Here is a 20,955-nt window from a genome sequence, read left to right as displayed (position 1 = left end):
AAGGACTCAAGCCTTATTTTAGCGTTTGCAATGGATGCGAAGGTATTGCCTCGCGAACATATTTATAATCCGTTTCATCATCACATTTACCATCACCGTTAGCAGCCACAACTTCATCATTTTGATGATACAAACTTGCACCAACTTGACAGCCACGGTAAGCCAAGGTGTACAGTTCCTTCAAATCGCGAATCAGCGGATAGCGAGGATTAGCACCAGTACATTGATCGTCGAAAGCTCGATCTGCCATTTCTTCCACTTGTTCGTAGAAAGCTTTCTCCTCTGACGGCAAAACTTCCTTAATTGTCAGCGGAATACCCACTTCTTTCTTCAGATTTTCGATCGCTTCAATCAGCTTTTCAACCTTCTCATCTTCCGTAGTACCACCCAATCCCAAATAATCTGCAATTCTGGCATAACGCCATTTCGCATTAGGATACTTGTACTGCGGGAAAATCGCTTGTTTGAACGGTAAATCCGTCGCATTGTAGCGGATGACGTGAGAAATCATCAGTGCATTTGCCAAACCGTGCGGTACGTGGAAAGTCGAACCCAATTTGTGCGCCATAGAGTGACAAATTCCCAAGAAAGCATTAGCAAAAGCCATCCCCGCCATAGTAGCAGCATAGTGTACTTTTTCTCGCGCTTTGGGATTGTTTGCACCTTCTTTATAAGCAGCGGGCAGATATTTCAGTAACAGTCGAATTGCCTCTAATGCTAATCCGTTTGTAAACTCTGAAGCTACCACCGATACGTAAGCTTCCAGCGCGTGAGTTAAAGCATCTATGCCGCCATAAGCTGTCAGCTTCTTGGGCATATTCATCACTAATTCCGGGTCTACAATTGCCATATTCGGAGTTATGGCGTAATCTGCCAGGGGGTACTTAATGCCAGTGCGATCGTCTGTTACCACCGCAAACGGCGTCACTTCCGAACCAGTTCCCGATGTTGTCGGAATTGCCACCATCATCGCTTTCGCACCCAAAGGCGCTAATTCATATACCCGTTTGCGGATATCCATGAATCTGGTTGCCAAACCTTCAAAATCGGTATCAGGATATTCATACATCAACCACATTACTTTGGCAGCATCCATCGGCGAACCGCCACCAATGGCGATAATCACATCTGGATTAAAGTTATTTATTTCCGCCAATCCTTTATTGACTGTCGCCAGAGTTGGATCGGGTTCCACATCAAAGAAGATTTGGTGCTTGACACCGATTTCATCCAAAACATTTGTAACTTTCTCCGCTACTCCTAAGTTGAATAGCGGCTTATCTGTGATTATGAATGCCCTGTGTTTACCCTCCAATTCCCGCAGTGCAACTGGCAAGCAACCGGACTTGAAATAAACTTTCGGCGGTATGCGGAACCACAGCATATTTTCCCGCCGTTCGGTAACGGTTTTGATGTTTAATAAGTGATGAGGTGCAACGTTTTCCGATACTGAGTTGTCGCCCCAGCTACCGCATCCCAGGGTAAGAGACGGATCGAGTCGGAAGTTGTACAAATCACCGATCGCACCTTGAGAAGACGGTGTATTGATCAGCACCCTAGCTGTCTCTAATACGGATTCAAAGTGTTTGATATGCTCTTGATTCCCTGGGGCAGTATAAAGCACTGAAGTATGCCCTAAACCGCCAAACTTAATCAAATCCTCTGCTTTAGCTACTGCATCTGGGAAATTTTTGGCCCGATACATGGCCAGAATTGGCGATAATTTCTCGTAAGCAAAAGGTTCGTTGACACCGATTTCTTCCACTTCGCCAATCAAAACTCTGCTGTCGGGCGGAATCGTAATCCCAGCTAGTTGAGCTAAGGTTTGTACCGATTGTCCGACAATATCGGCATTTAAACGCCCGTTGACGATAATCTTGCTCGCCACCTTTTCCCGTTCTTCCGGGGTGAGGAAATAGGCACCGCGATCGCTAAACTCTTCCTTAACAGCGTCGTAAACTTCATCCACAACAACCACAGATTGTTCGCTGGCACAAATCATGCCATTGTCAAAAGTTTTGCTGATCAGAATTGAAGATACCGCCATTTTGATCTGAGCAGTTTCATCAATCACAGCAGGCGTATTTCCAGCACCCACCCCCAGCGATGGGTGTCCCGAAGAATAGGCGGCTTTCACCATTCCAGGGCCACCCGTAGCTAGAATCAGCTTAATATCGTGGTGCTGCATCAAAGCTTGCGAAAGTGGCACTGTCGGTTCGTCAATCCAACCAACGATCCCTTCAGGTGCGCCAGCAGCAACGGCAGCTTGCAATATAATTTTTGCCGCTTCGATCGTGCATTTCTTCGCCCGTGGATGAGGAGAGAAAATAATCCCGTTGCGCGTTTTTAGGGCGAGTAGTGCTTTGAAAATTGCTGTCGATGTCGGGTTTGTTGTCGGCACGATCCCCGCCAGAAGTCCTACTGGTTCGGCAATTTTCTGGAATCCAAAAGATTTATCTTCTTCGATAATGCCGCAAGTTTTCTCGTGCTTATATTTGTTGTAGATAATTTCCGAAGCGAAGTGGTTTTTAATTACTTTATCTTCTACCACTCCCATCCCGGTTTCGGCAACCGCCATCTTTGCTAATGGGATGCGCTGAGTGTTGGCTGCAAGGGCGGCTTTCTTGAAGATAATATCCACCTGTTCTTGGGTATAAGTGGCATATTTTTGTTGTGCCGCTTTGACTCGTTGAATTAGTTCTTCGAGTTCGTTTATATTTGTTACTGTCATGACCATTTCCTTTTGAATGTCGGTCTTAATAGAGATAGGGTCGATTACTAGAACGATCCTGGCTACGATCGCGTTGAGAATGGAAAATTGTAGGGCTGACTTCGCTTTAGTAATCTGGGTAACGCTACAGTGTTTACCTATTTATAGTTTACCCAGGGAAACTTACTAGCTAACTATTTCTTGAAAGTATTTTTAGGCTCCTATCTCTCATTTACACTCTAAGTATATATTACCATGTTTGATTTTGTCAGCACTATCCATTTTCATTTCCAGGTTAAATTGGTTTTTCCTATTTATGAACAAACTACTTTTAACCGCATATTAATGCAGATGTAGGCGCAGCCTGACCGCAGGGTACGCAGGTGTTTAGTCACCTACGAACAGATTTTTTGGATAGTTTTTAGCACCAGTAATTTGTAGGCTTCACGACACGACAGCAAGACCGTGTTTTTTAAAGATATTTACAGTACGCTCCACTACCTCTGGTGTTGGCGGTTGCGTATCTTTCAGTTGGTAGTCATAGCCTAACTGTTCCCACTTGTACTCGCCCATTTTGTGAAAGGGCAGAACTTCCACCTTTTCTATATTTCCCAAAGTAGAGATAAAACTAGCAAGTCCCTCAATGTTACCGGGGTCATCGGTGAGATTAGGCACTAAAACAAATCGAATCCATGTCGGCTTTTTAATCTCGCTTAGGTACTTAGCTAATTTTAAAGTAGGTTCGATGGGAACACTGGTAACTTTAAGATAAATTTCAGGTTCAAAGGATTTGATATCCAACAGCACTAAGTCGGCGTACTCAACCACTGGTTTGGCTGCGTGTTCCAAATCGGCATAACCAGAGGTATCTAAGGCAGTATGGATACCAAGTTTTTTACAGCGTTTGAAGATTTCCGCCACAAAGTGAGGCTGCATTAACGGTTCCCCACCGCTGACAGTAACGCCGCCGCCAGAAAAGCGCATATAAGATTTGTACTTCTGAATCTCTTCAATTAATTCATCAACGGTGACTTGCTTGCCATTGGTAATAGTGCGACAATCGGGGTTGTGGCAATACAGGCAGCGCAGAGGACAACCCTTTGTAAAGATGACAAATCGAATACCGGGGCCATCAACTGTACCGCAACTTTCTACAGAATGAATTTGTCCGCAAACAGTCATAGTAAGAGAGGAAAGAGTTTTTTTAACGCAAAGGGACGCAGAGGTAATCGCAAAGGGACGCAGAGGAAAAGAGAGGATTTTTTATTTCTTTGCGTTACTCTGCGTGAACCTTTGCGTTTAATAATTAGATGCGATCGTGGAATGTCCTGTTGATTACATCGAGTTGTTGTGCGCGAGTTAACTTGATGAAGTTAACGGCATATCCCGATACCCGAATGGTGAGTTGCGGATATTTTTCTGGATGATCCATCGCTTCTAGCAGCGTTTCGCGATCGAGGACGTTCACATTAATATGATGTCCGCCATCGTGGAAATAGCCATCCAACATTCCAGCTAGGTTTTTCTCCTGATCGCTATCAGTTTTACCTAATGCTTTCGGCACGATCGAGAAGGTGTAGGAAATGCCATCTTGGGCGTGTTCGTAGGGGAGTTTTGCGACTGAGGCGAGCGATGCGATCGCACCTTTTGTATCTCGTCCGTGCATCGGATTTGCCCCAGGCGCAAAGGGTTCTCCAGCTTTGCGTCCATCTGGCGTATTCCCAGTCTTCTTGCCGTACACAACGTTAGAAGTAATGGTCAAAACAGACTGGGTTGGCGTTGCATTTCGGTATGTTTTGTTCTTGCGGATCTTGTTCATGAAATCTTTCACCAAATTGACCGCAATGCTATCAACTCGGTCGTCGTTATTCCCGTATTTGGGAAAATCGCCTTCGATTTCATAATCTACTGCCAAACCGTTTTCGTTTCGCAGCACTTTTACCTTGGCATACTTCATTGCCGAGAAGGCATCTGCTACTACCGACAAACCAGCTACGCCACAAGCGAGAGTGCGGAGAATTTCGCGATCGTGCAAGGCAAATTCCAGCTTTTCGTAGCAGTATTTGTCGTGCATATAGTGGATGACGTTGAGGGTGTTAACGTATAGTTTCGCTAACCAATCTAGCAGGCGATCGAATTTCGCCTTCACCTCATCATAATCTAGGTATTCGGATGTAACAGGGGCAAATTCTGGCGCAATTTGCTCTCCCGCTTTTTCATCCTTTCCGCCGTTAATGGCGTACAGCAAAGCTTTGGCGAGGTTGGCGCGTGCGCCAAAGAATTGCATCTGCTTACCAATCCGCATCGCGGAGACGCAACAGGCAATTCCATAATCATCACCGTAATACGGACGCATCAAATCGTCGTTTTCGTATTGTACCGAACTGGTAGCGGCGGAAACTTTGGCACAGAAATGTTTGAAGCTTTCTGGCAATCTTTCCGACCAAAGAATGGTCAAATTCGGTTCTGGTGCTGGCCCCAAATTATATAGGGTATGCAAGAAACGGAAACTGTTCTTAGTGACAAGAGTTCTGCCGTCTTCGCTCATACCTGCGATCGATTCTGTTACCCAAGTTGGATCGCCTGAGAACAGATCGTTGTAATCTGGTGTCCGCAGGAATCTCACCATGCGTAACTTCATCACAAAATGGTCGATAATTTCTTGCAATTCTGGTTCTGTAATATCGCCATTTTGCAAGTCGCGCTCAAAATAGATATCCAAGAATGTGGAAACTCGACCCAATGACATCGCCGCGCCATTTTGTTCTTTCACGGCTGCAAGATAACCAAAGTATGTCCACTGAACGGCTTCTTTGGCATTGGCTGCGGGTTGGCTAATATCAAATCCGTAGCTAGCTGCCATTTGTTTTAGTTCTTGCAGCGCCCGCATTTGTTCGCAAATCTCTTCTCTTAACTGAATAACTGATTCTACAATTGCGTCGAGTTCCAGTTCTTTGAGTTGTTCTTTCTTGTCGGTAATTAGGCGATCGACACCGTACAAAGCAACTCGCCGATAGTCACCGATAATCCTACCTCGTCCGTAGGCATCCGGTAACCCAGTGATAATTCCAGAGTGCCGCGCTAGTTTCATTTCGCGGGTGTAGCCGTCGAAAACTCCATCGTTGTGAGTTTTGCGGTACTTGGTAAAAATCTCTTCAGTTTGGGGGTCAAGTTTGTAGCCGTAAGATTCCAAGGAGGCTTTTACCACTCGAATACCACCCAAAGGCATGATGGCTCGTTTTAGCGGTTTATCGGTTTGCAAACCAACAATTTGCTCTAGTTCTTGAGCGATGTAACCAGGCTCGTGTGAAGTGATGGTTGAAACGACCTTGGTATCGGCATCTAAAACGCCTTTTTCTCGCTCTTGTTTCATTAGCTCTAGGACTTGATTCCAGAGCTTAAAAGTTCTTTCTGTGGGGCTAGCTAAAAAGGACTCGTCTCCTTCAAATGGAGTGTAGTTTTTTTGGATAAAATCTCGGACATTAATTTCTTCTGTCCATTTTCCTAGAACAAAATTTTTCCATTGCGCTCGCATGGCTTTCTTCTCCCATTTGCACGGTTATTTCTTCTACCCGTGCTAATACTACTTTACAAAATTTGGGGCTGATTTAATGGGGAGTGTAACTAAATTTGATAAACAACATCAATAACGTTTTAGTCTATGATTAAACAATAAATTTATTGTTTAATCCCTTCTTGCTAGAAGATTATCTATCATTTTTTCCCCCTTTTTACTCCCTCGCCTCTGCTCCTGGGCTACTCTGCGGCTTTATAGATATTCTTGAGAGCCAGAAAGGAGTAAATGCCTTACACTCAAAGGATTTTTGACTTTTGCGTAGCGGCACTAGCCACCTTTTCGGCCCAATCTTCGGCTTCTGCACGGGCTTCTGCATATTTTATTGTGAGATCCACGCCCAGATCTGGGAATAATACAACAAAGAGTTAATTTTATTCGTGGAAACGTATCAAATTAACATTTTTTCAGTGATCCAGGTCATGCCTTCCAAGCCTAAAGATGGGGATACTGCCAGGAAGGGCGTTTTTGAGAGGTAGCATATATGGACAGCCAGGGTTGTCAACCAGACCATAAGCCTATAAAAGGTATTCCTGAAAATGAGCGTACAACGATCGCTTTCTCGCTGGAGGGAGACGAGGTAGGCAAACTGCGGGAGGAAACGGAAAACAATGCCAAACTCGCTCAGGCAAACCGATTGGTAGACCAAGGAATCGAACAGCATCAGGCTAGCCAATTTAAAGCGGCATTACAGTATTTCCAGCAGGCACTCTCGATCTACCGGGACATCCAATGCCGTCAAGGTGAGGGGAAGGTGCTGGGGAATCAGGGAAATGCTTGCTATGCTCTGGGTGAGTACGTTAAAGCGATTAATTACTACCAGCAATGGTTGGAGATCGCAAAAGATACTCAAGACCGTCGTGCGGAAGGACTGGCCCTGGGGAATCTGGGAAATGCTTACCGTCACCTGGAAGACCACCTCAAAGCGATCGAGTACCAGCAGCAAAGCTTAATAATTGCGATGGAAATTCAAGACTGCCGAGGAGAGGTGGCAGCACTCAACAATCTGGGACTTGCTTACAAGGCTTTGGGAGATTACAACAAGGCAATTGACTACCAGCAGCAAAGCTTGACGCTGATGCGGAAAATCAAAGACCGCAAGGGAGAAGGTCAGCTGCTGAGAAATTTGGGAAATGCTTTTTATTCTCTGGGGGATTACCCTACAGCAATTGAATACTACCAGCAGCGCTTGGCTTTGGCGCGGAATATCCAAGATTTGCGAGGGGAAGGACAGGTGCTGAGAAATCTGGGCAGTGCTTGCTACGCGCTGGGTAACTATACTCAAGCGATCGAATACTATCAGCAGCGCTTGACTCTGGCAAAAGATACTCAAGACCTTCGAGTAGAAGAACAAACGTTAGGAAGCTTAGGAGTTGCTTATGAAGCTTTAGCCAACTTCGATCTGGCGATCGAGTGCTACGAACAGCGCTTGGCTTTAGCACGGCAAATCCAAGACGATCGCGTTGAACAGCAGGCACTAGGAAGCCTGAAAGTTGCTTGCTATGCTTTAGGTGACTACGCTAAAGCTTTTAAATATCAAGAACTGCGTTCCGCCATTACATCCAACGTTAGCAATTAGTCATCAAAAAATTTCAAATTTTAGATTTTAGATTTCAAATTTGTTCTTAATTGACAATTTTAAATCTGAAATTTTAAATCTGAAATCGATTGAGTATCAATCTTTCACAACTTTTAAGGTTTGTAAGGTTGGATCTGTACAACCGCTAATCGTTCCGCCCATTGCTTTAATGGTTGATAGGTATTCCAGGGTGATTGGGGTAATCATTTCACCGGGCATCAAAATGGGAATCCCTGGTGGATAAGGACAAACCAGTTCAGCACTAATGCGTTGGCTTATCTGTTCAAAGGGTAATGTTTCCGTCGAAGCAAAGAAAGCTTCGCGGGGTGAAATCAGGGGCATCTTGTAACGATCGGGCATCTCAACTAAATCCAGACTTCTCGTCTTCTTAACAGGATAACTCGCTGTTTGATATTTTTTGGCTAATGTGGCTAAACTTTGCACTAACTTCACAATATCGTCTTCTTTATTCCCCAGACTGATAATAAAAGTCAGATGTTCCATTGATGGGAACTCAGCTATTACACTGTCTTGATATAGAATTTCATCCACTTCAAATCCCGTCAAACCTAAGCGCGAAACAGTCAGAGTCAGGCGCGTTCGATCGATCGCCACAAAACCTGGTGTATATGCGGTTTCTAAAACAGATAATCCCGGAATTTCGCTGATTCTGGTTCTCGCTTCATCCGCTAACTGCAATGTCCTCCTCATCAGCTGTTCGCCATGCAATGCCATCTGCTGACGCGCCGCATCCAGGGAAGCTAATAATAAATAACTGGGACTGCTAGACTGCACTAATTGTAAGGCTTTGGTGACGCTAGAGCGATCGACTCTGCTACCCCGAATGTGTAACATGGATGCCTGAGTTAGGGCGCTGAGAACTTTGTGGATAGATTGGACCGTCAAATCAGCGCCAGCTGATAAGGCTGAAGGCGGCAAGTCGGGATGAAAGGTAAAATGGGGGCCGTGGGCTTCGTCTACCAGCAAAGGGATGTTGTGTTGATGGGCGAGGTTTGCGATCGCCTCCACATCTCCACAAACGCCATCATAAGTCGGGTAAACCATCATCACCGCCTTAGCGTCTGGATGCTGCTGTAGTGCATCTGCCAAGGAAGAAGGCGTGATACTGTGGGCAATATCCTTTAGAGGGTCGTATTCTGGATTAACAAAAATCGGTATAGCACCGGAAAGGATTAAACCTGCGATCGCAGACTGATGTACATTTCGAGGCAAAATAATTTTGTCACCAGTCCGGCAAGTCGCCAAAATCGCCGCCATCACCCCCCCAGTCGAACCATTCACCAAAAACCAGGTAAATTCGGCTCCAAACGCCTCTGCTGCCAATTCTTGCGCCAACCGGAGCGTATTTTCTGGCGCAGACAGATTATCCAATCCTGGCAACTCAGTTAGGTCCGATCGAAACACCCCATAACCCAGTAATTCTCCCAGCGGCTGAGAAACTCCTTGTCCCTGCTTGTGTCCCGGCGTGTAAAACGCCGCATGGGAATTGTTAACATATTCCCGGAGGGCGTCCAGCAATGGCGTTTTTGCTTGAGAATCTGAGACAAATGACATAAAACTAATTTTACTGCTACAGTAGCAAATCTGGATACACTATTCAAAAGGCATATTGTAGGGCGTAGCTATTCAGGAGGATGTTATTTTATCAGTTTTTACCTAATTTGATAGAGTCGAACGATTTAATCAAAATTCTCATGATTAATCCCAGTCCTCTTCCTTTCCCCGAACCCCAGATTCCCAGTCCCATACCAGAACCCATACCCAATCCCATTCCCCAACCGCCAGTGCCAGAACCCGTGCCTGGGCCAGTGCCTCAGCCAATTCCAGCACCTGTCCCAGAACCAATTCCAGGACCTGTCCCAGAACCCGTGCCTGCACCCATTCCCCAGACGGTTCCAGGGCCAATTCCTCAAACCGTTCCCTAAACACTCTAAAATCAAAATTACCCAGTTTTTCCCCCCGAACTAAAATGCTAAGAGCCGGAATTGTTGGACTTCCTAACGTTGGTAAATCCACCCTATTTAACGCCTTGGTTGCTAATGCCAAAGCGCAAGCCGCCAACTTTCCCTTTTGCACGATCGAACCCAACGTTGGCGTCGTTGCAGTGCCAGATGAACGATTAAATGTTCTGGCTAAAATTTCTAATTCCGAGCAAATTGTGCCAACTCGCGTCGAGTTTGTAGATATTGCCGGGTTGGTGAAAGGTGCTAGCCAGGGGGAAGGACTGGGCAATCAATTTTTATCCCATATTCGAGAAGTAGATGCCATAGTTCATGTAGTGCGCTGTTTTGAGAATGATGACATTATCCACGTTGCCGGTTCTGTTGACCCAGCGAGAGATATTGAAATCATCAATCTAGAGTTAATTTTATCCGATTTGGCGCAAATTGAGCGGAAGATCGATCGCACCCGGAAAATGGCTCGTACCAGCAAGGAAGCCCAAATTGAATTGTCAGCATTGGAAAAAATCAGTGCTGTATTAAATGAAGGCAAACCAGGACGTCAAGTTAGTTTAACTGAAGAAGAAATTGAATCAATTAAGGGTTTGGGTTTGCTCACTTCTAAGCCGATAATTTATGCCGCCAATGTGTCTGAAGATGATTTGGCAACGGGGAATAAATATGTAGAACAGGTGAGACAAATTGCGGCTCAAGAAAAAGCTCAAGTCGTAATTGTTTCTGCCCAAGTAGAATCGGAATTAGTCGAGTTACCAGAGTCAGAAAGAGGAGAATTTTTGGCATCTCTAGGCGTAGAAGAAGGCGGTTTGAAATCTTTAATCCGCGCCACTTACGAACTATTGGGATTGCGTACTTATTTTACTACTGGGCCGAAGGAATCTCGCGCTTGGACGATTACAGCCGGGATGTCAGCACCGCAAGCTGCTGGTGTGATTCACACTGATTTTGAGCGCGGTTTTATTCGCGCTGAAACAGTTGCTTATAAAGATTTGGTAGCAACTGGATCGATGACTGCTGCGAAGGAAAAAGGTTTGGTTCGCAGTGAAGGAAAAGAGTATGTTGTGCAGGAAGGAGATGTGCTGTTGTTTAGGTTTAATGTGTAGGTATTTCACTCATATAACAGGAAATGGACTTATGAATCTGAAACTTAGATCGGCAAAAATCAAAAATTTCAAGAGTTTGGGTGATCTTGACTTAAACTTTAGAAACTTAACAATTCTTGTCGGTTCAAATTCAAGTGGTAAGTCAAACTCTTTAGAGGCGCTAAGGTTTCTAAGCAGTCTTCTTGTTAGAGAATCTCTTCCCGCAGTTGAAGGAATGCAGAGAGCGTTAAGATACGGTAATGACAATATCTGTTATAGCATTACTGTAGAGGATGATGATAAGCAAGCAGAATATAGTTTATCTCTTGCATCTAACGGACGAAAAACTCTGCTAGCTCATGAAAATCTGAAAGTAAATGGAAAGGAGGTAATTAATATTATAAATGGCAAAGGAGAAGTAAGTGATGAAGATGGTAAAAACACTCAAAAATATCAGTCAGCCCCGGAAAGTATAGAAGGTTTAGCATTAAGATCGGCGGGAAACTTCGGAAATAAACCTTTTACAAAAAAACTAGCTAGCTACATTAGAGAGTGGAAGTTTTATGATATAGATCCAGATATAATAAGACAATACCCTTCTTTGATGGGCATGATTAAAGGTATCGCTCAACGAAGTAACCCCAGTGAGAGTATACCAAGCCTTGACGCTCAAGCTGGTGAAGTTCAGGAAGTTTTGAACTACTGGGCTCAAAATGAAAGAGATACCTTTGAGGGGATTAGTCAAGAACTCAAAGATTGTCTCAATATCAGCTTAAGTCTAGTTGAAGAGGGAGAGCAAATTGTAAAAGTTTTAGAACCAGATGGTAAACAAATGCCATTGTCCAGTATGTCAGATGGTACTCTCCGATTGATAGCTTATTTTATACTGCTTTATCAGTCCGATATACCCCCGCTGATTGGTATTGAGGAACCAGAAAGAAATCTTCATCCAGGTATTCTAAAAGATGTTGCTTCTATAATGAAAAGACTATCTAAAAGGACTCAAGTAGTTTTTACAACTCATAGTTCTCAGTTACTTGATTGCTTCGATCCGGAAGAAATATCATCTGAAATCTCAGTAATTCTTTTGAGTAAGAAAGATGATTCAGGCACAAAAGCCTGTTTACTAGATAAGTTGGCTGAAAATCGTGACGATCTCTTAGATTGGATGAATGATTTCGGATTAGGTAGCGCAATTTATCACAGTCACTTAATAGAAGAAATTGTGGGTAGTTAGTATGCCCAGCGTGCGTATCTGGACTCCGGAATCTGACAACGATACAGCTGCGGTTTGCTGTATTGCTCAAAAAATAGTCAAATACTATGGATGCGATATAACAATTGAATCTGCAACTAAACAAGCATTCAATGATGCCGCGCGGGAACCAGATGGATTAAAAAAAGCAGTTGACATATATCCCTATTCCTGCAAAGCAAGGCATCAGCCACTTCCACCAATGTATAAAGACGAACCCATATTTTCATCATCTGTACCGACGATTACGCCACCCCCTGCACCCGGTACGAGTTCGATCGCTTCAATCTTGTGGTAATCATAACGGTAGAGGGGAACAAGTTCGGGATTTTGGCGAAATCCAATCGCATTTCCACTCACCTCAAACGCACCTGCCACGTATACAGCCGACTCGAATGGCCCATCGTTCCCCGGATCGGTTGCTGACGTAATAAAAAGAATTCCCGCCCCATCTATCTTAAGATCGGAAATGTGGCGAACATTGCTAGTAGGCCACGGCACTTTCAGATTAACAGAACCTGTTTTTGTAATTTGATATGTAGCTGGATTTAGAATCCCCCAATAAATTATTGCCGCCTCTTCACTTTCACCCCGATGCGCCCAAACAGCTAATAATTTTGCATCTATTTCCTGTAAAGCAAATCCTTCAAAATTACTTCGATCGGGAATATTAGGTAAATTAAATATTTTGAGAACCGAAATATTTTTCTGGGAATTATCCAGCTTAATATGATATATTTTTCCCGAACTGCTTAGAGCCATGAAAAAAGGGTTGTAACTTCCTGGAACAGATGTTATACCCTCCAAATCTCTCGGTAAATCTGTGTTGTTTGGCCATTGCAACGGCAAATATTGAGGTTGATTTTTACCCTTGATAGTAACGATCGCTAAACGCCCCTGGTCTTTTTCTTTATTGTCATGGACAATCAGCAAATCCAGAGAATTTTTTTGCTGCTGAATCATAGCCATACCGCTAATACCGAAAAGGATGCCGCCTCGGACGGGACGCCACTGTTGTGCGAACACTTGCTGAGATACAAGCAACAATGAAACCAAAATAGTTATAGTTAGCAGTAACTTTAGAAATCTACCCATCTTGAATTAAACCAGCAAATTTCTCAGTAATGCAGGGCTTACGTAGAGATCCCCTCAGCCCCCCTTTTTAAGGGGGGGTTTCCGCTTCCCCCCCCTTAATCGCTCCTGGAAAAATTAAAATGTCGCCGCGTATGTTAACTCAAAATCTCGATAAATCGTAACGCGGCAAGAGTTAGCTGGTTCCTTCAATAACTCATAATCCAATTTACCTGTAATCGTGCTAACAGGTCGCCTCAATGGTTTATTATCATACTGACTCCGCTCCCTTGTACTCCAATCAATAATTGCACCATCAAGCGAATTCTGAAATTCTGCCGCTAACATCAAGATTTCAAACTTATCTTTGATTTGTCCAAGTACAGGGAACCTAATAGAAACCCACTGCGTTATTATTGGCTTTATATCATTAGGTGTCATGTGAGTTTGGCACTCCCCCAACTCTAAATCATAAGGCTCCCATTTGAAATTATCTTGCTGATGCCCAAAGTCGATTTGCATCTCCTTGAGAGATTTGTCTATATGCGGTAACAGTCCTAGATTAGGGTCAGATAGTAGCTTACGAATGTTGGAAGGGTCAGTCATAAAATTGTTCCTCAATTGAAGTTAGTTCTGTTGACGCCAAACTTTCTTAGTGGGGCGTTCTCTTTACTTGTGCCGGAGGCATTAGCATTGGGGCGAAAATTTATGGCTCTAACCCGTGTTTTTTGTCCAAATGCTTTGCCCTACCTAACTTGGAAATTCATTCCCAGATGGCTCTGGTGTCGAGCCGAGAGCTTCTTTTAGCAGAGCCCTGACTTTTCGACCTTGATCCCACCTTAATAATATTACACTTTTGACACCTTTAATTAAAAGAATTTTTACTAGCTCCACTCTCATTTTTTTGCGTAAATCGCCGGGAAGTGATTGATAAGTTTTGTTACGAATAATTTTTAGCCATACTTTATAAATCTCAAACAAAGTTTCAATTTTATTTTCGCCAAGATTGTGGCTGGTTGCTTGATTGGGATGAATGCGAAATGAAGCTAGTCTTTCGTCAATAAATCCTATCTTATAATATGTCATAATCCGCAGCCACATCTCTAAGTCAGCGAGTTGCTTAAAAGCCGGGTCGAATAAGCCAACCCGCTCAAAAACTTCCCGACAAATCAAGACATTTGTAGGTTCGCCAATTTTGTTGTAGGGAGGTTTAAAAAAATTACGATCTTGTAAAAGAGTAATACCAGATTGGACAAACTGAATCTTAGACCAATGTTTGTGTAAATCTTTCATTCCGGTGACAAATTCTATGTCTATTGGCTGTTCGTAAATTAAGTTGCGGCAGCTAAAAACAAGACCTATTTTTTCGTCTTGCTCAGCCATTTTTACCATCTTGGTAATACAGTCTGGTTCGAGAGTATCGTCTTGGAATAAGAACTTAATATATTTGCCTTTCGCTTGGGAAATGCAATAGTTCCAGTTAGGTACTAAACCGTATCTGGAATGAGTGAAAATATGGGAATTAGCTAAGTCAGATGCACGAAGCAAATTCAGGCTTTCATCTTGAGAATTATCATCAGAGATAATAATTTCTATATGGGGATAAGTAGTTTGACGGATGGTGTTTAAAAGCGATTCAATAAATTCAGCGCCGTTATATACAGGGATACAAATGCTAACAAGCGGATAACTAGACATTTATGGCTCTGAATTGTCTATGGTGAAACTGTCATGTCGGCCTTTTTTCTTAAATTGGGGATATTTCCCGAAAATTAACGGCATACTGGAAGAGAACTTGCAACCTAACTCTCCGTAAAATCTGGTAAACTGCACGAGCAACCATGAAACGTAAATCTACAGCCGCCTCTCAATCCTCCGCCTTTAATTCCACCACCCTGGCAATTCTTGCAGGCGTATTTATTTTGGGAATCGGGGTCGGCATTGGCTTTAGCACCACAGCCAATTCTAGCATCGAAAATGTGGCATCCCGCGAAGTGATCGATCGCAGTGCGCCGAACCCCGATATTTGCGCTCAGTATGGAGCCAGCGCGATCGTCTCCGACACCCGCATCTTTGTAACATTAAACCCCTTTACCGTCTACGTAACCCAACCGCGTATGCAACCCGGATGCGTCCTGCGAAGCAATAACTGGGCAATTCTGGAGAGTAGAAAACTGGTGACATCAGAGCAGGTGCGAGAGTGTAAAAACCGCATGAACACCTTTGGGTACACTAACGCTCTAGAGAATTCACCCGAAATTGACTGCCTCTATCAAACCGAGGCCGATAAAAATCGCTTCTTCAATCAACCGGGAACTGGCGCTCCCCCAGCAGAAACAGGTAAGTTCTAAGCTTCCGCAGTCAGCGGCTCTGAAAAATTGCTTTAAATTTCTGCATTCCGCGCCGGGAGAATGTATATTGGGGAAACTTTAAGTAAAAGCAAACAGATGAGCCAGCGACCAACATAAAACTTCGCGCTCAGTCAATCGCATCAGGGTGCCCAGACTTCACTTAATTTTACAGAAAAACGAAGTTTTAGGGCGAGAGGCTCATCCCCATTGATGGGATTGAGTCCTTTTAAGACAATATGTTTATCAGCACATCCAGTGAAGAGGGGGCCTCAAATCTGGCAGAACTAATTCGTTTTACCAACGAAGTCACAAGCTCTAAACCTGCCAGAGCATCCCGTTGGCAACGGGTCAACCAAATAAATGAGGAAGCTGACACTACGATCGGCATAGAATCATTTGCAATCCTAGATGGTTACGCCTCACCTTTTACGCCTCTGAGAGAAGGAGACATAAAAGCTCTGGCAGAACTATTTGACCGGGAAGATAGCGATGAAATCGAAACAACTATTACCAGCTATCTGCTTCTGTTATGGCCCGATCCCGGTTGGGAAAACGATAGTTTTGATTTTTTGGGAGAGTATCTATAAAGCAAACTTATTACTTGACGCGATCGCACTCTCTTTGTACATTGGGGACTGGTAGATCGGTAAATTTATTTTGGCTGGCAAGGTCTGTGACCGATCGGTCTGCATAAAGTAAATATACCCTTGGGATATGCGATCCCCAGCCCTAAACAAAACTCGATCCACCTGCGATCCCCCTAGTGGTAGAGCCTAGTTTAGCCACCAGACTTATATAATAATTACGTATAAGGTCACCCTTTTAAGTATTGAGCTACCAAATTCAGGGTGTCACTGCCGCTCCTACATGAAAACGCTGACCTCGTTGACACAGCAGCTCAAGCAATGGCGGCGAGTTGCGTTCCATCAATATCTGCGTTGGCGAAACCAGTCCCCAGGACATCACAAATTCGCTAAAGTTTGCACGAAAGCATTTGTTCAAACTTCGCCCTGGCGTCAGCGTCCTGACGGCGTTGCTCTTAGCGTTAGCGCTTCCGAGCTGGCGACGCAAAAACCAGTAGCTCCCAAGCAGATAACCTGTCCAAAAAACACAGGTAATAACCACCGCTTTTTAGGTAGTCTTTTGCTAAAGCAATTGTCTGGTTCGCTTTTAGCGGCCAATTCCTCTCCCATACAACTACTGCCAAGCCAGCATCCGCCCAGAGCAAATTCCCGTCGTCATAAATCTCATCGCCCTCGCCTTGCCTTGGTTCTAGCAGTGCTGTCCCTCACCAGTAGTTTAGGCCATCGTTTCTACAACCAGCCAAAACTCGATGTCGGCACCATTTCCCCCTCGACAATTACGGCTCCTGTGGACGCTAGGGTCGAAGACACCAAAACTACGGAAGCCAAACGAAAAGCAGCCCGCCGGGGTTTAGTGCCCGTCTTAGCGATCGATTTAGCCGCTAATCAACAGATTTACGAAAATCTGGAAAAATCGATCGACCAAATCAACGAAGCTCGGAAGCTTCAAGGGCCCTTTCCTTTTACCAAAACCTCTGTACTATCACTTTCCACCCAGCTTTACCTACGCAGCAGCCAAGAATGGGAATGGCGGACTATAGCAGCAGCCTTGGATACCCAAATAACCGGGAAATCAAGACAGAGGCTCACTCTCACCCCTTCTCCCACTCCCACCCTCTCGCCTATCCAACAGCGAGCTGTTGCCGAACTGCAAGCCTATCATAGCTCTACTTCCTCCCCAGAATTAGCAGCCCTACTTGACAAAATCTCAGTTGTTCGGAACCTTTACAACCGGTCACTCGCTGTTTTCTCAAACAAGTCGGTTTCAGAACCTGGAACTTCTGAAGATATCTCGGCATTGCAATTGTCCGATGCAGCTTGGCAACAAACCCAAACCGGCCTCCGGCAAGTGGCAGAGCGCATTCTCACCCAAGGCATTCCTCATGGCTTACCTCCTCAAGTCTTGCGGGAAGCAGTGAATATGCACGCGAAAACCCAGATAGCAGAAGCGGCACAACCTCTGGCAACCAAGATTCTAATCGCAGCGTTGCAGCCCAATTTAAAGGAAGATGCCGAACAAACAAGGCTGCAAGCCGAACTGGCCGCACGAGAAGTGCAACCTGAAATAATTGAAGTGCGGCAAGGACAGGTGATTGTCCTTGCAGGCGAAGCCATTAGCCAAGCCGATTTTGTCCTGCTCGATCGTTTCGGCTTAAGCGGTCGGGGCATTAACTGGCTGGGCTTAATTGGGTGCGGAGCCCTTGTTAGCGGAGCCGTCAGCGTTTTTTGGCTCGTGGAGAGGCGATTTCACCCCGGACTGCGCCGCCGAGACCACATCTTAATATTGCTTCTAACTCTCAGTACGCCGCTGCTGGTGAGCTTGGGCGTGCCTTATACCAGCTTGCCCGCCATTGGTTTGTTAATGGGCAGCTTCTACGGTTCGGCTTTGGGCGTTACCGCTGTCGGACTGCTCACTCTCGGACTGCCTATTAGCATGGAAATTGCCTGGGAACATCTCCTGGCAGGTGCTGCTGGTGGTTTGGTGGGCAGCTTAATTGCGGGACGGCTGCGATCGCGCGAAGAACTCGCCCTCTTAGGTGTGGCAGTAGGCTTAACTGAAGGAATCGTCTATCTGCTGCTCAATCTCATGCTCAGTGGCGCTGTCGGTTCCATCTGGTATACCGTACTCCTTGACGCCGCCTTATACAGTCTCACCGGCTTGGCATGGAGCGTTGTCGCTCTAGGGTTAAGTCCTTATCTAGAACACCTGTTCGACCTATTAACCCCCATCCGTTTAGCAGAACTCGCCAACCCGAACCGACCTCTCCTCAAGCGATTAGCAGAAGAAGCCCCAGGCACTTTCCAGCACACCCTCTTTGTCTCCACCCTCGCAGAAGCTGCCGCCAAGACTTTGGGTTGCAATGTTGAGCTTGTCCGCACAGGAACCCTCTATCACGATATCGGCAAACTGCACGATCCCCAGGGATTTATTGAAAATCAGATGGGCAGGCCAAATAAGCACGACGAAATTAATGACCCTTGGGAAAGTGCCGACATTATTAAAAAGCACGTCACCGAAGGACTGGTTATGGCCCGTCGCTGTCGCTTACCCAAAGCAATACAAGCTTTTATACCAGAACATCAGGGAACCATTTTGATTGCTTTCTTTTATCACAAAGCCCAACAAGACTCCAAGCAACCAGTGCCAGAACCTGATTTTCGCTACGATGGCCCCATTCCTCAATCGCGAGAAACTGGCATTGTCATGCTGGCAGATGCCTGCGAGGCAGCTTTGCGAAGTCTCAAAGAAGTCAGCTATGAAGAAGCATTAGTAACTGTCAATAAAATCCTCAAAGCCCGCTGGCAAGATCGTCAACTCGTAGATTCAGGGCTAAGACGCGAAGAAATGCCTCAAATTGCTGAAATCTTCGTCCAAGTCTGGCAACAGTTTCATCACAAACGCATCGTTTATCCCAAAACAGTTCCCTAAAAAATTCTTGTTCTTATTCTTATCTGTGTTCATCTGTGTTCATCCGTCTTCATCTGTGGTTAAAATTTAACCAACGATGAAAACAGACATATCATCCTTTAACGCCGCTACCTGAATCGGTTGATACAATATAGCGCTGCATAAATAGAAATAAAATCAGAATAGGCGCAATGGAAATAACCGAACCCGCCGCAATCAAGCGCCAATCTAAAGAGAATGTACCCGCTAACAAAGCTACTCCCAATGGCAAGGTGTAATATTCCTGTCGGTCAACGACTATTAAAGGCCAAAGGAAATCACTCCAAGAACCGATAAACACAAAAATAGCTAAAGTCACCAGCGCAGGGCGAATAGCCGGAAGCATTACAAACCACCAAATTCCCTGTTCCGAACAGCCATCCATTCTGGCAGCTTCTTCTAATTCTTTTGGCACTCCTTGAAATGCTTGCCGCAGCAGAAAAATGCCAAAAGCCGAGGCTATACTGGGAAAAATTATCCCTAAATATGTATTCCTTAAACCTAGCTGTACTGTTAAAACATACAAAGGTATCATCACGATTTGAAAGGGAATCATGATCGTGGAAACAATCCCACTAAAAATGACATCTTTTCCCCGAAAGTTTAGTCTCGCTAGTGGGTAAGCTGCTAGAGAACAAAACAGCACATTCAATCCGACTGTTAGTACCGCAATCAGGGTACTGTTAAATAAGTACCGTCCAAATGGATTAGTCTGCCAAACTGTAACAAAGTTCTGGAATGTTGGCTGACTCGGTAATAGCTGGGGCGGAAACTGGAAAATATTTTCGGTTGGCGACTTGAAGGCGGTACCGATGAGCCAGAGTAGGGGGAAAAGCATCAGTAGCGCGATCGCACTCAGCACCCCATACGTCCCAACCTGTCGCCACTTCGACCGATTTGCACTTTTTGTTCTAGCCTCTGGCTTTGGTAGCTTAACGTTTTTCACCTGCTTTGACTCCGGCATCGGTTTTTAATCTCTCAATTCTCAATGTTTCAAGTCTAATATCTCTCTTTCCCCTTCTTCTTTATCCTTCCCAAATCAATACCTAATCACCTAATTTATTCCCCATAAATTTATGTAAATCTTTGTAAAACCACTTGCTTTGTATAATGAAACATGGGAATATAGTAATTGTATTTTAGTGAGTAAATCACTTTCCAACACTACATCGGTAGGTGCTTGGAGCGCAACGGACAATAGTCCGTTGCGCGGGGTTCAGAGAGTTGAATAATCAGAATTGGAAATTTCATCGTCTCATCCTTAAACCCATTTCCGTACAAACGCCATTTAGCTGAATGTCCCATTCTTGAATGGGTAGCTGCGGCAGATAAGCAAATTCAAACACAATCCCAATTGTAGGCTTTGACGCCCACTCAGGTGAACTCAGGAGGCGATCGTAATAACCGCCACCATATCCAAGTCGATACCCGCGCCCATCGCAAGCAACAGACGGAACCAGAATTAAATCTACCTCATTGACGTTTAACGTTGGCAAATCCAAATTAGGTTCAAAAATGCCATGATCACCTTTTCGTAATGGTTCTCCGGGTTTCCAAATATGCCAGTTCATAGAATTGCCCTCACAGCGAGGAAATCCCCAGCGGCGCTTATTGTCAACTAATTGGCCTAGATCTGGTTCTTGTCGGAAACTAAAATAAGCCAGGATTGTCTGTGCTTGGGTAAACAAAGGTGAGGATTGGAGATGGGTGCAGATGCGATCGCACTTTTCCCTCCACTCTTCCACAGGCATAGATTTTCGCTTTTGGAGAATAGTACGGCGTAATTCGGCTTTATTTACTTGATTATTAACTTCATCCATACA

Annotated in this window: 16 protein-coding genes; 7 read left to right on the top strand and 9 right to left on the bottom strand. The window is 44.7% G+C overall.

Features of this window, described 5'->3' with window-relative positions:
* Window positions 1-13 precede the first annotated feature (13 nt).
* The 3 genes from adhE to pflB form a co-directional block, all read right to left on the bottom strand.
* The gene (gene adhE / locus LAY57_RS12090) at window positions 14-2,737 is read right to left on the bottom strand and encodes a bifunctional acetaldehyde-CoA/alcohol dehydrogenase (protein ID WP_249066829.1); all 2,724 of its coding nucleotides are present in this window, start codon (window positions 2,735-2,737) and stop codon (window positions 14-16) included.
* Window positions 2,738-3,154: 417 nt separating this feature from the next.
* On the bottom strand, window positions 3,155-3,892 hold the full coding sequence (gene pflA, locus LAY57_RS12085; protein ID WP_249066828.1) for a pyruvate formate-lyase-activating protein: 738 nt from the start codon (window positions 3,890-3,892) through the stop codon (window positions 3,155-3,157).
* A gap of 124 nt (window positions 3,893-4,016) precedes the next feature.
* On the bottom strand, window positions 4,017-6,245 hold the full coding sequence (gene pflB / locus LAY57_RS12080; RefSeq protein WP_249066827.1) for a formate C-acetyltransferase: 2,229 nt from the start codon (window positions 6,243-6,245) through the stop codon (window positions 4,017-4,019).
* A 523-nt stretch (window positions 6,246-6,768) separates the two neighbouring features.
* On the opposite strand from pflB, the gene LAY57_RS12075 reads away from it, so the two are divergent.
* A complete protein-coding gene (locus tag LAY57_RS12075) occupies window positions 6,769-7,863 on the top strand; it encodes a tetratricopeptide repeat protein (RefSeq protein WP_249066826.1) in 1,095 nt (364 codons plus the stop codon).
* A 96-nt stretch (window positions 7,864-7,959) separates the two neighbouring features.
* On the opposite strand, the gene LAY57_RS12070 is transcribed toward LAY57_RS12075, so the two are convergent.
* The gene (locus tag LAY57_RS12070; RefSeq protein WP_249066825.1) at window positions 7,960-9,438 is read right to left on the bottom strand and encodes an aminotransferase class I/II-fold pyridoxal phosphate-dependent enzyme; all 1,479 of its coding nucleotides are present in this window, start codon (window positions 9,436-9,438) and stop codon (window positions 7,960-7,962) included.
* A gap of 80 nt (window positions 9,439-9,518) precedes the next feature.
* Between LAY57_RS12070 and LAY57_RS12065 the strand changes: the two genes are divergently transcribed.
* From LAY57_RS12065 to LAY57_RS12055, 3 genes are read left to right on the top strand one after another with little or no spacing between them, the layout of a single operon-like run.
* Entirely contained in the window at window positions 9,519-9,809 is a 291-nt protein-coding gene (locus tag LAY57_RS12065; RefSeq protein WP_249066824.1) for a hypothetical protein, read from the top strand.
* Window positions 9,810-9,853: 44 nt separating this feature from the next.
* Complete coding sequence (gene ychF / locus LAY57_RS12060) at window positions 9,854-10,945, top strand: redox-regulated ATPase YchF (RefSeq protein WP_249066823.1); 1,092 nt, start codon at window positions 9,854-9,856, stop codon at window positions 10,943-10,945.
* Between the two features lie 31 nt (window positions 10,946-10,976).
* Window positions 10,977-12,161 carry an AAA family ATPase gene (locus tag LAY57_RS12055; protein WP_249066821.1) on the top strand — a complete coding sequence of 395 codons (1,185 nt, stop codon included), beginning with the start codon at window positions 10,977-10,979 and terminating at the stop codon, window positions 12,159-12,161.
* Between the two features lie 204 nt (window positions 12,162-12,365).
* On the opposite strand, the gene LAY57_RS12050 is transcribed toward LAY57_RS12055, so the two are convergent.
* The 3 genes from LAY57_RS12050 to LAY57_RS12040 form a co-directional block, all read right to left on the bottom strand.
* The gene (locus LAY57_RS12050; RefSeq protein ID WP_249066819.1) at window positions 12,366-13,274 is read right to left on the bottom strand and encodes a hypothetical protein; all 909 of its coding nucleotides are present in this window, start codon (window positions 13,272-13,274) and stop codon (window positions 12,366-12,368) included.
* Window positions 13,275-13,388: 114 nt separating this feature from the next.
* Window positions 13,389-13,856, bottom strand: a complete 468-nt coding sequence (locus LAY57_RS12045; RefSeq protein ID WP_249066818.1) for a hypothetical protein — start codon at window positions 13,854-13,856, stop codon at window positions 13,389-13,391.
* A 144-nt stretch (window positions 13,857-14,000) separates the two neighbouring features.
* On the bottom strand, window positions 14,001-14,948 hold the full coding sequence (locus LAY57_RS12040; RefSeq protein WP_249066816.1) for a glycosyltransferase family 2 protein: 948 nt from the start codon (window positions 14,946-14,948) through the stop codon (window positions 14,001-14,003).
* Window positions 14,949-15,091: 143 nt separating this feature from the next.
* Here LAY57_RS12040 and LAY57_RS12035 point away from each other — a divergent pair, with 143 nt between their 5' ends.
* The 3 genes from LAY57_RS12035 to LAY57_RS12025 all read left to right on the top strand — a co-directional run bounded on the left by LAY57_RS12035 (window position 15,092) and on the right by LAY57_RS12025 (window position 19,114).
* Complete coding sequence (locus LAY57_RS12035) at window positions 15,092-15,601, top strand: DUF3172 domain-containing protein (protein ID WP_249066814.1); 510 nt, start codon at window positions 15,092-15,094, stop codon at window positions 15,599-15,601.
* Between the two features lie 236 nt (window positions 15,602-15,837).
* Window positions 15,838-16,188 (top strand): hypothetical protein, encoded by a 351-nt coding sequence (locus LAY57_RS12030; protein ID WP_249066812.1) that lies wholly within the window; start codon window positions 15,838-15,840, stop codon window positions 16,186-16,188.
* A gap of 280 nt (window positions 16,189-16,468) precedes the next feature.
* Window positions 16,469-19,114: an HD family phosphohydrolase gene (locus LAY57_RS12025; RefSeq protein ID WP_249066810.1), complete on the top strand. Its 2,646-nt coding sequence runs from the start codon at window positions 16,469-16,471 to the stop codon at window positions 19,112-19,114.
* A 91-nt stretch (window positions 19,115-19,205) separates the two neighbouring features.
* On the opposite strand, the gene LAY57_RS12020 is transcribed toward LAY57_RS12025, so the two are convergent.
* Together LAY57_RS12020 and LAY57_RS12015 are read right to left on the bottom strand one after the other, a co-directional pair.
* Window positions 19,206-19,994: a carbohydrate ABC transporter permease gene (locus tag LAY57_RS12020; protein ID WP_476727013.1), complete on the bottom strand. Its 789-nt coding sequence runs from the start codon at window positions 19,992-19,994 to the stop codon at window positions 19,206-19,208.
* A gap of 385 nt (window positions 19,995-20,379) precedes the next feature.
* Window positions 20,380-20,952, bottom strand: coding sequence for a 5-formyltetrahydrofolate cyclo-ligase (locus LAY57_RS12015; RefSeq protein WP_249066806.1), 573 nt, complete (start codon window positions 20,950-20,952; stop codon window positions 20,380-20,382).
* Window positions 20,953-20,955: the final 3 nt, after the last annotated feature.

It is taken from the genome of Argonema antarcticum A004/B2, assembly GCF_023333585.1.
Lineage (GTDB): Bacteria > Cyanobacteriota > Cyanobacteriia > Cyanobacteriales > Aerosakkonemataceae > Argonema > Argonema antarcticum.
The sequence above is the reverse complement of the archived record's forward strand: the minus strand, read 5'-3'. Positions and strand labels throughout refer to the sequence as shown.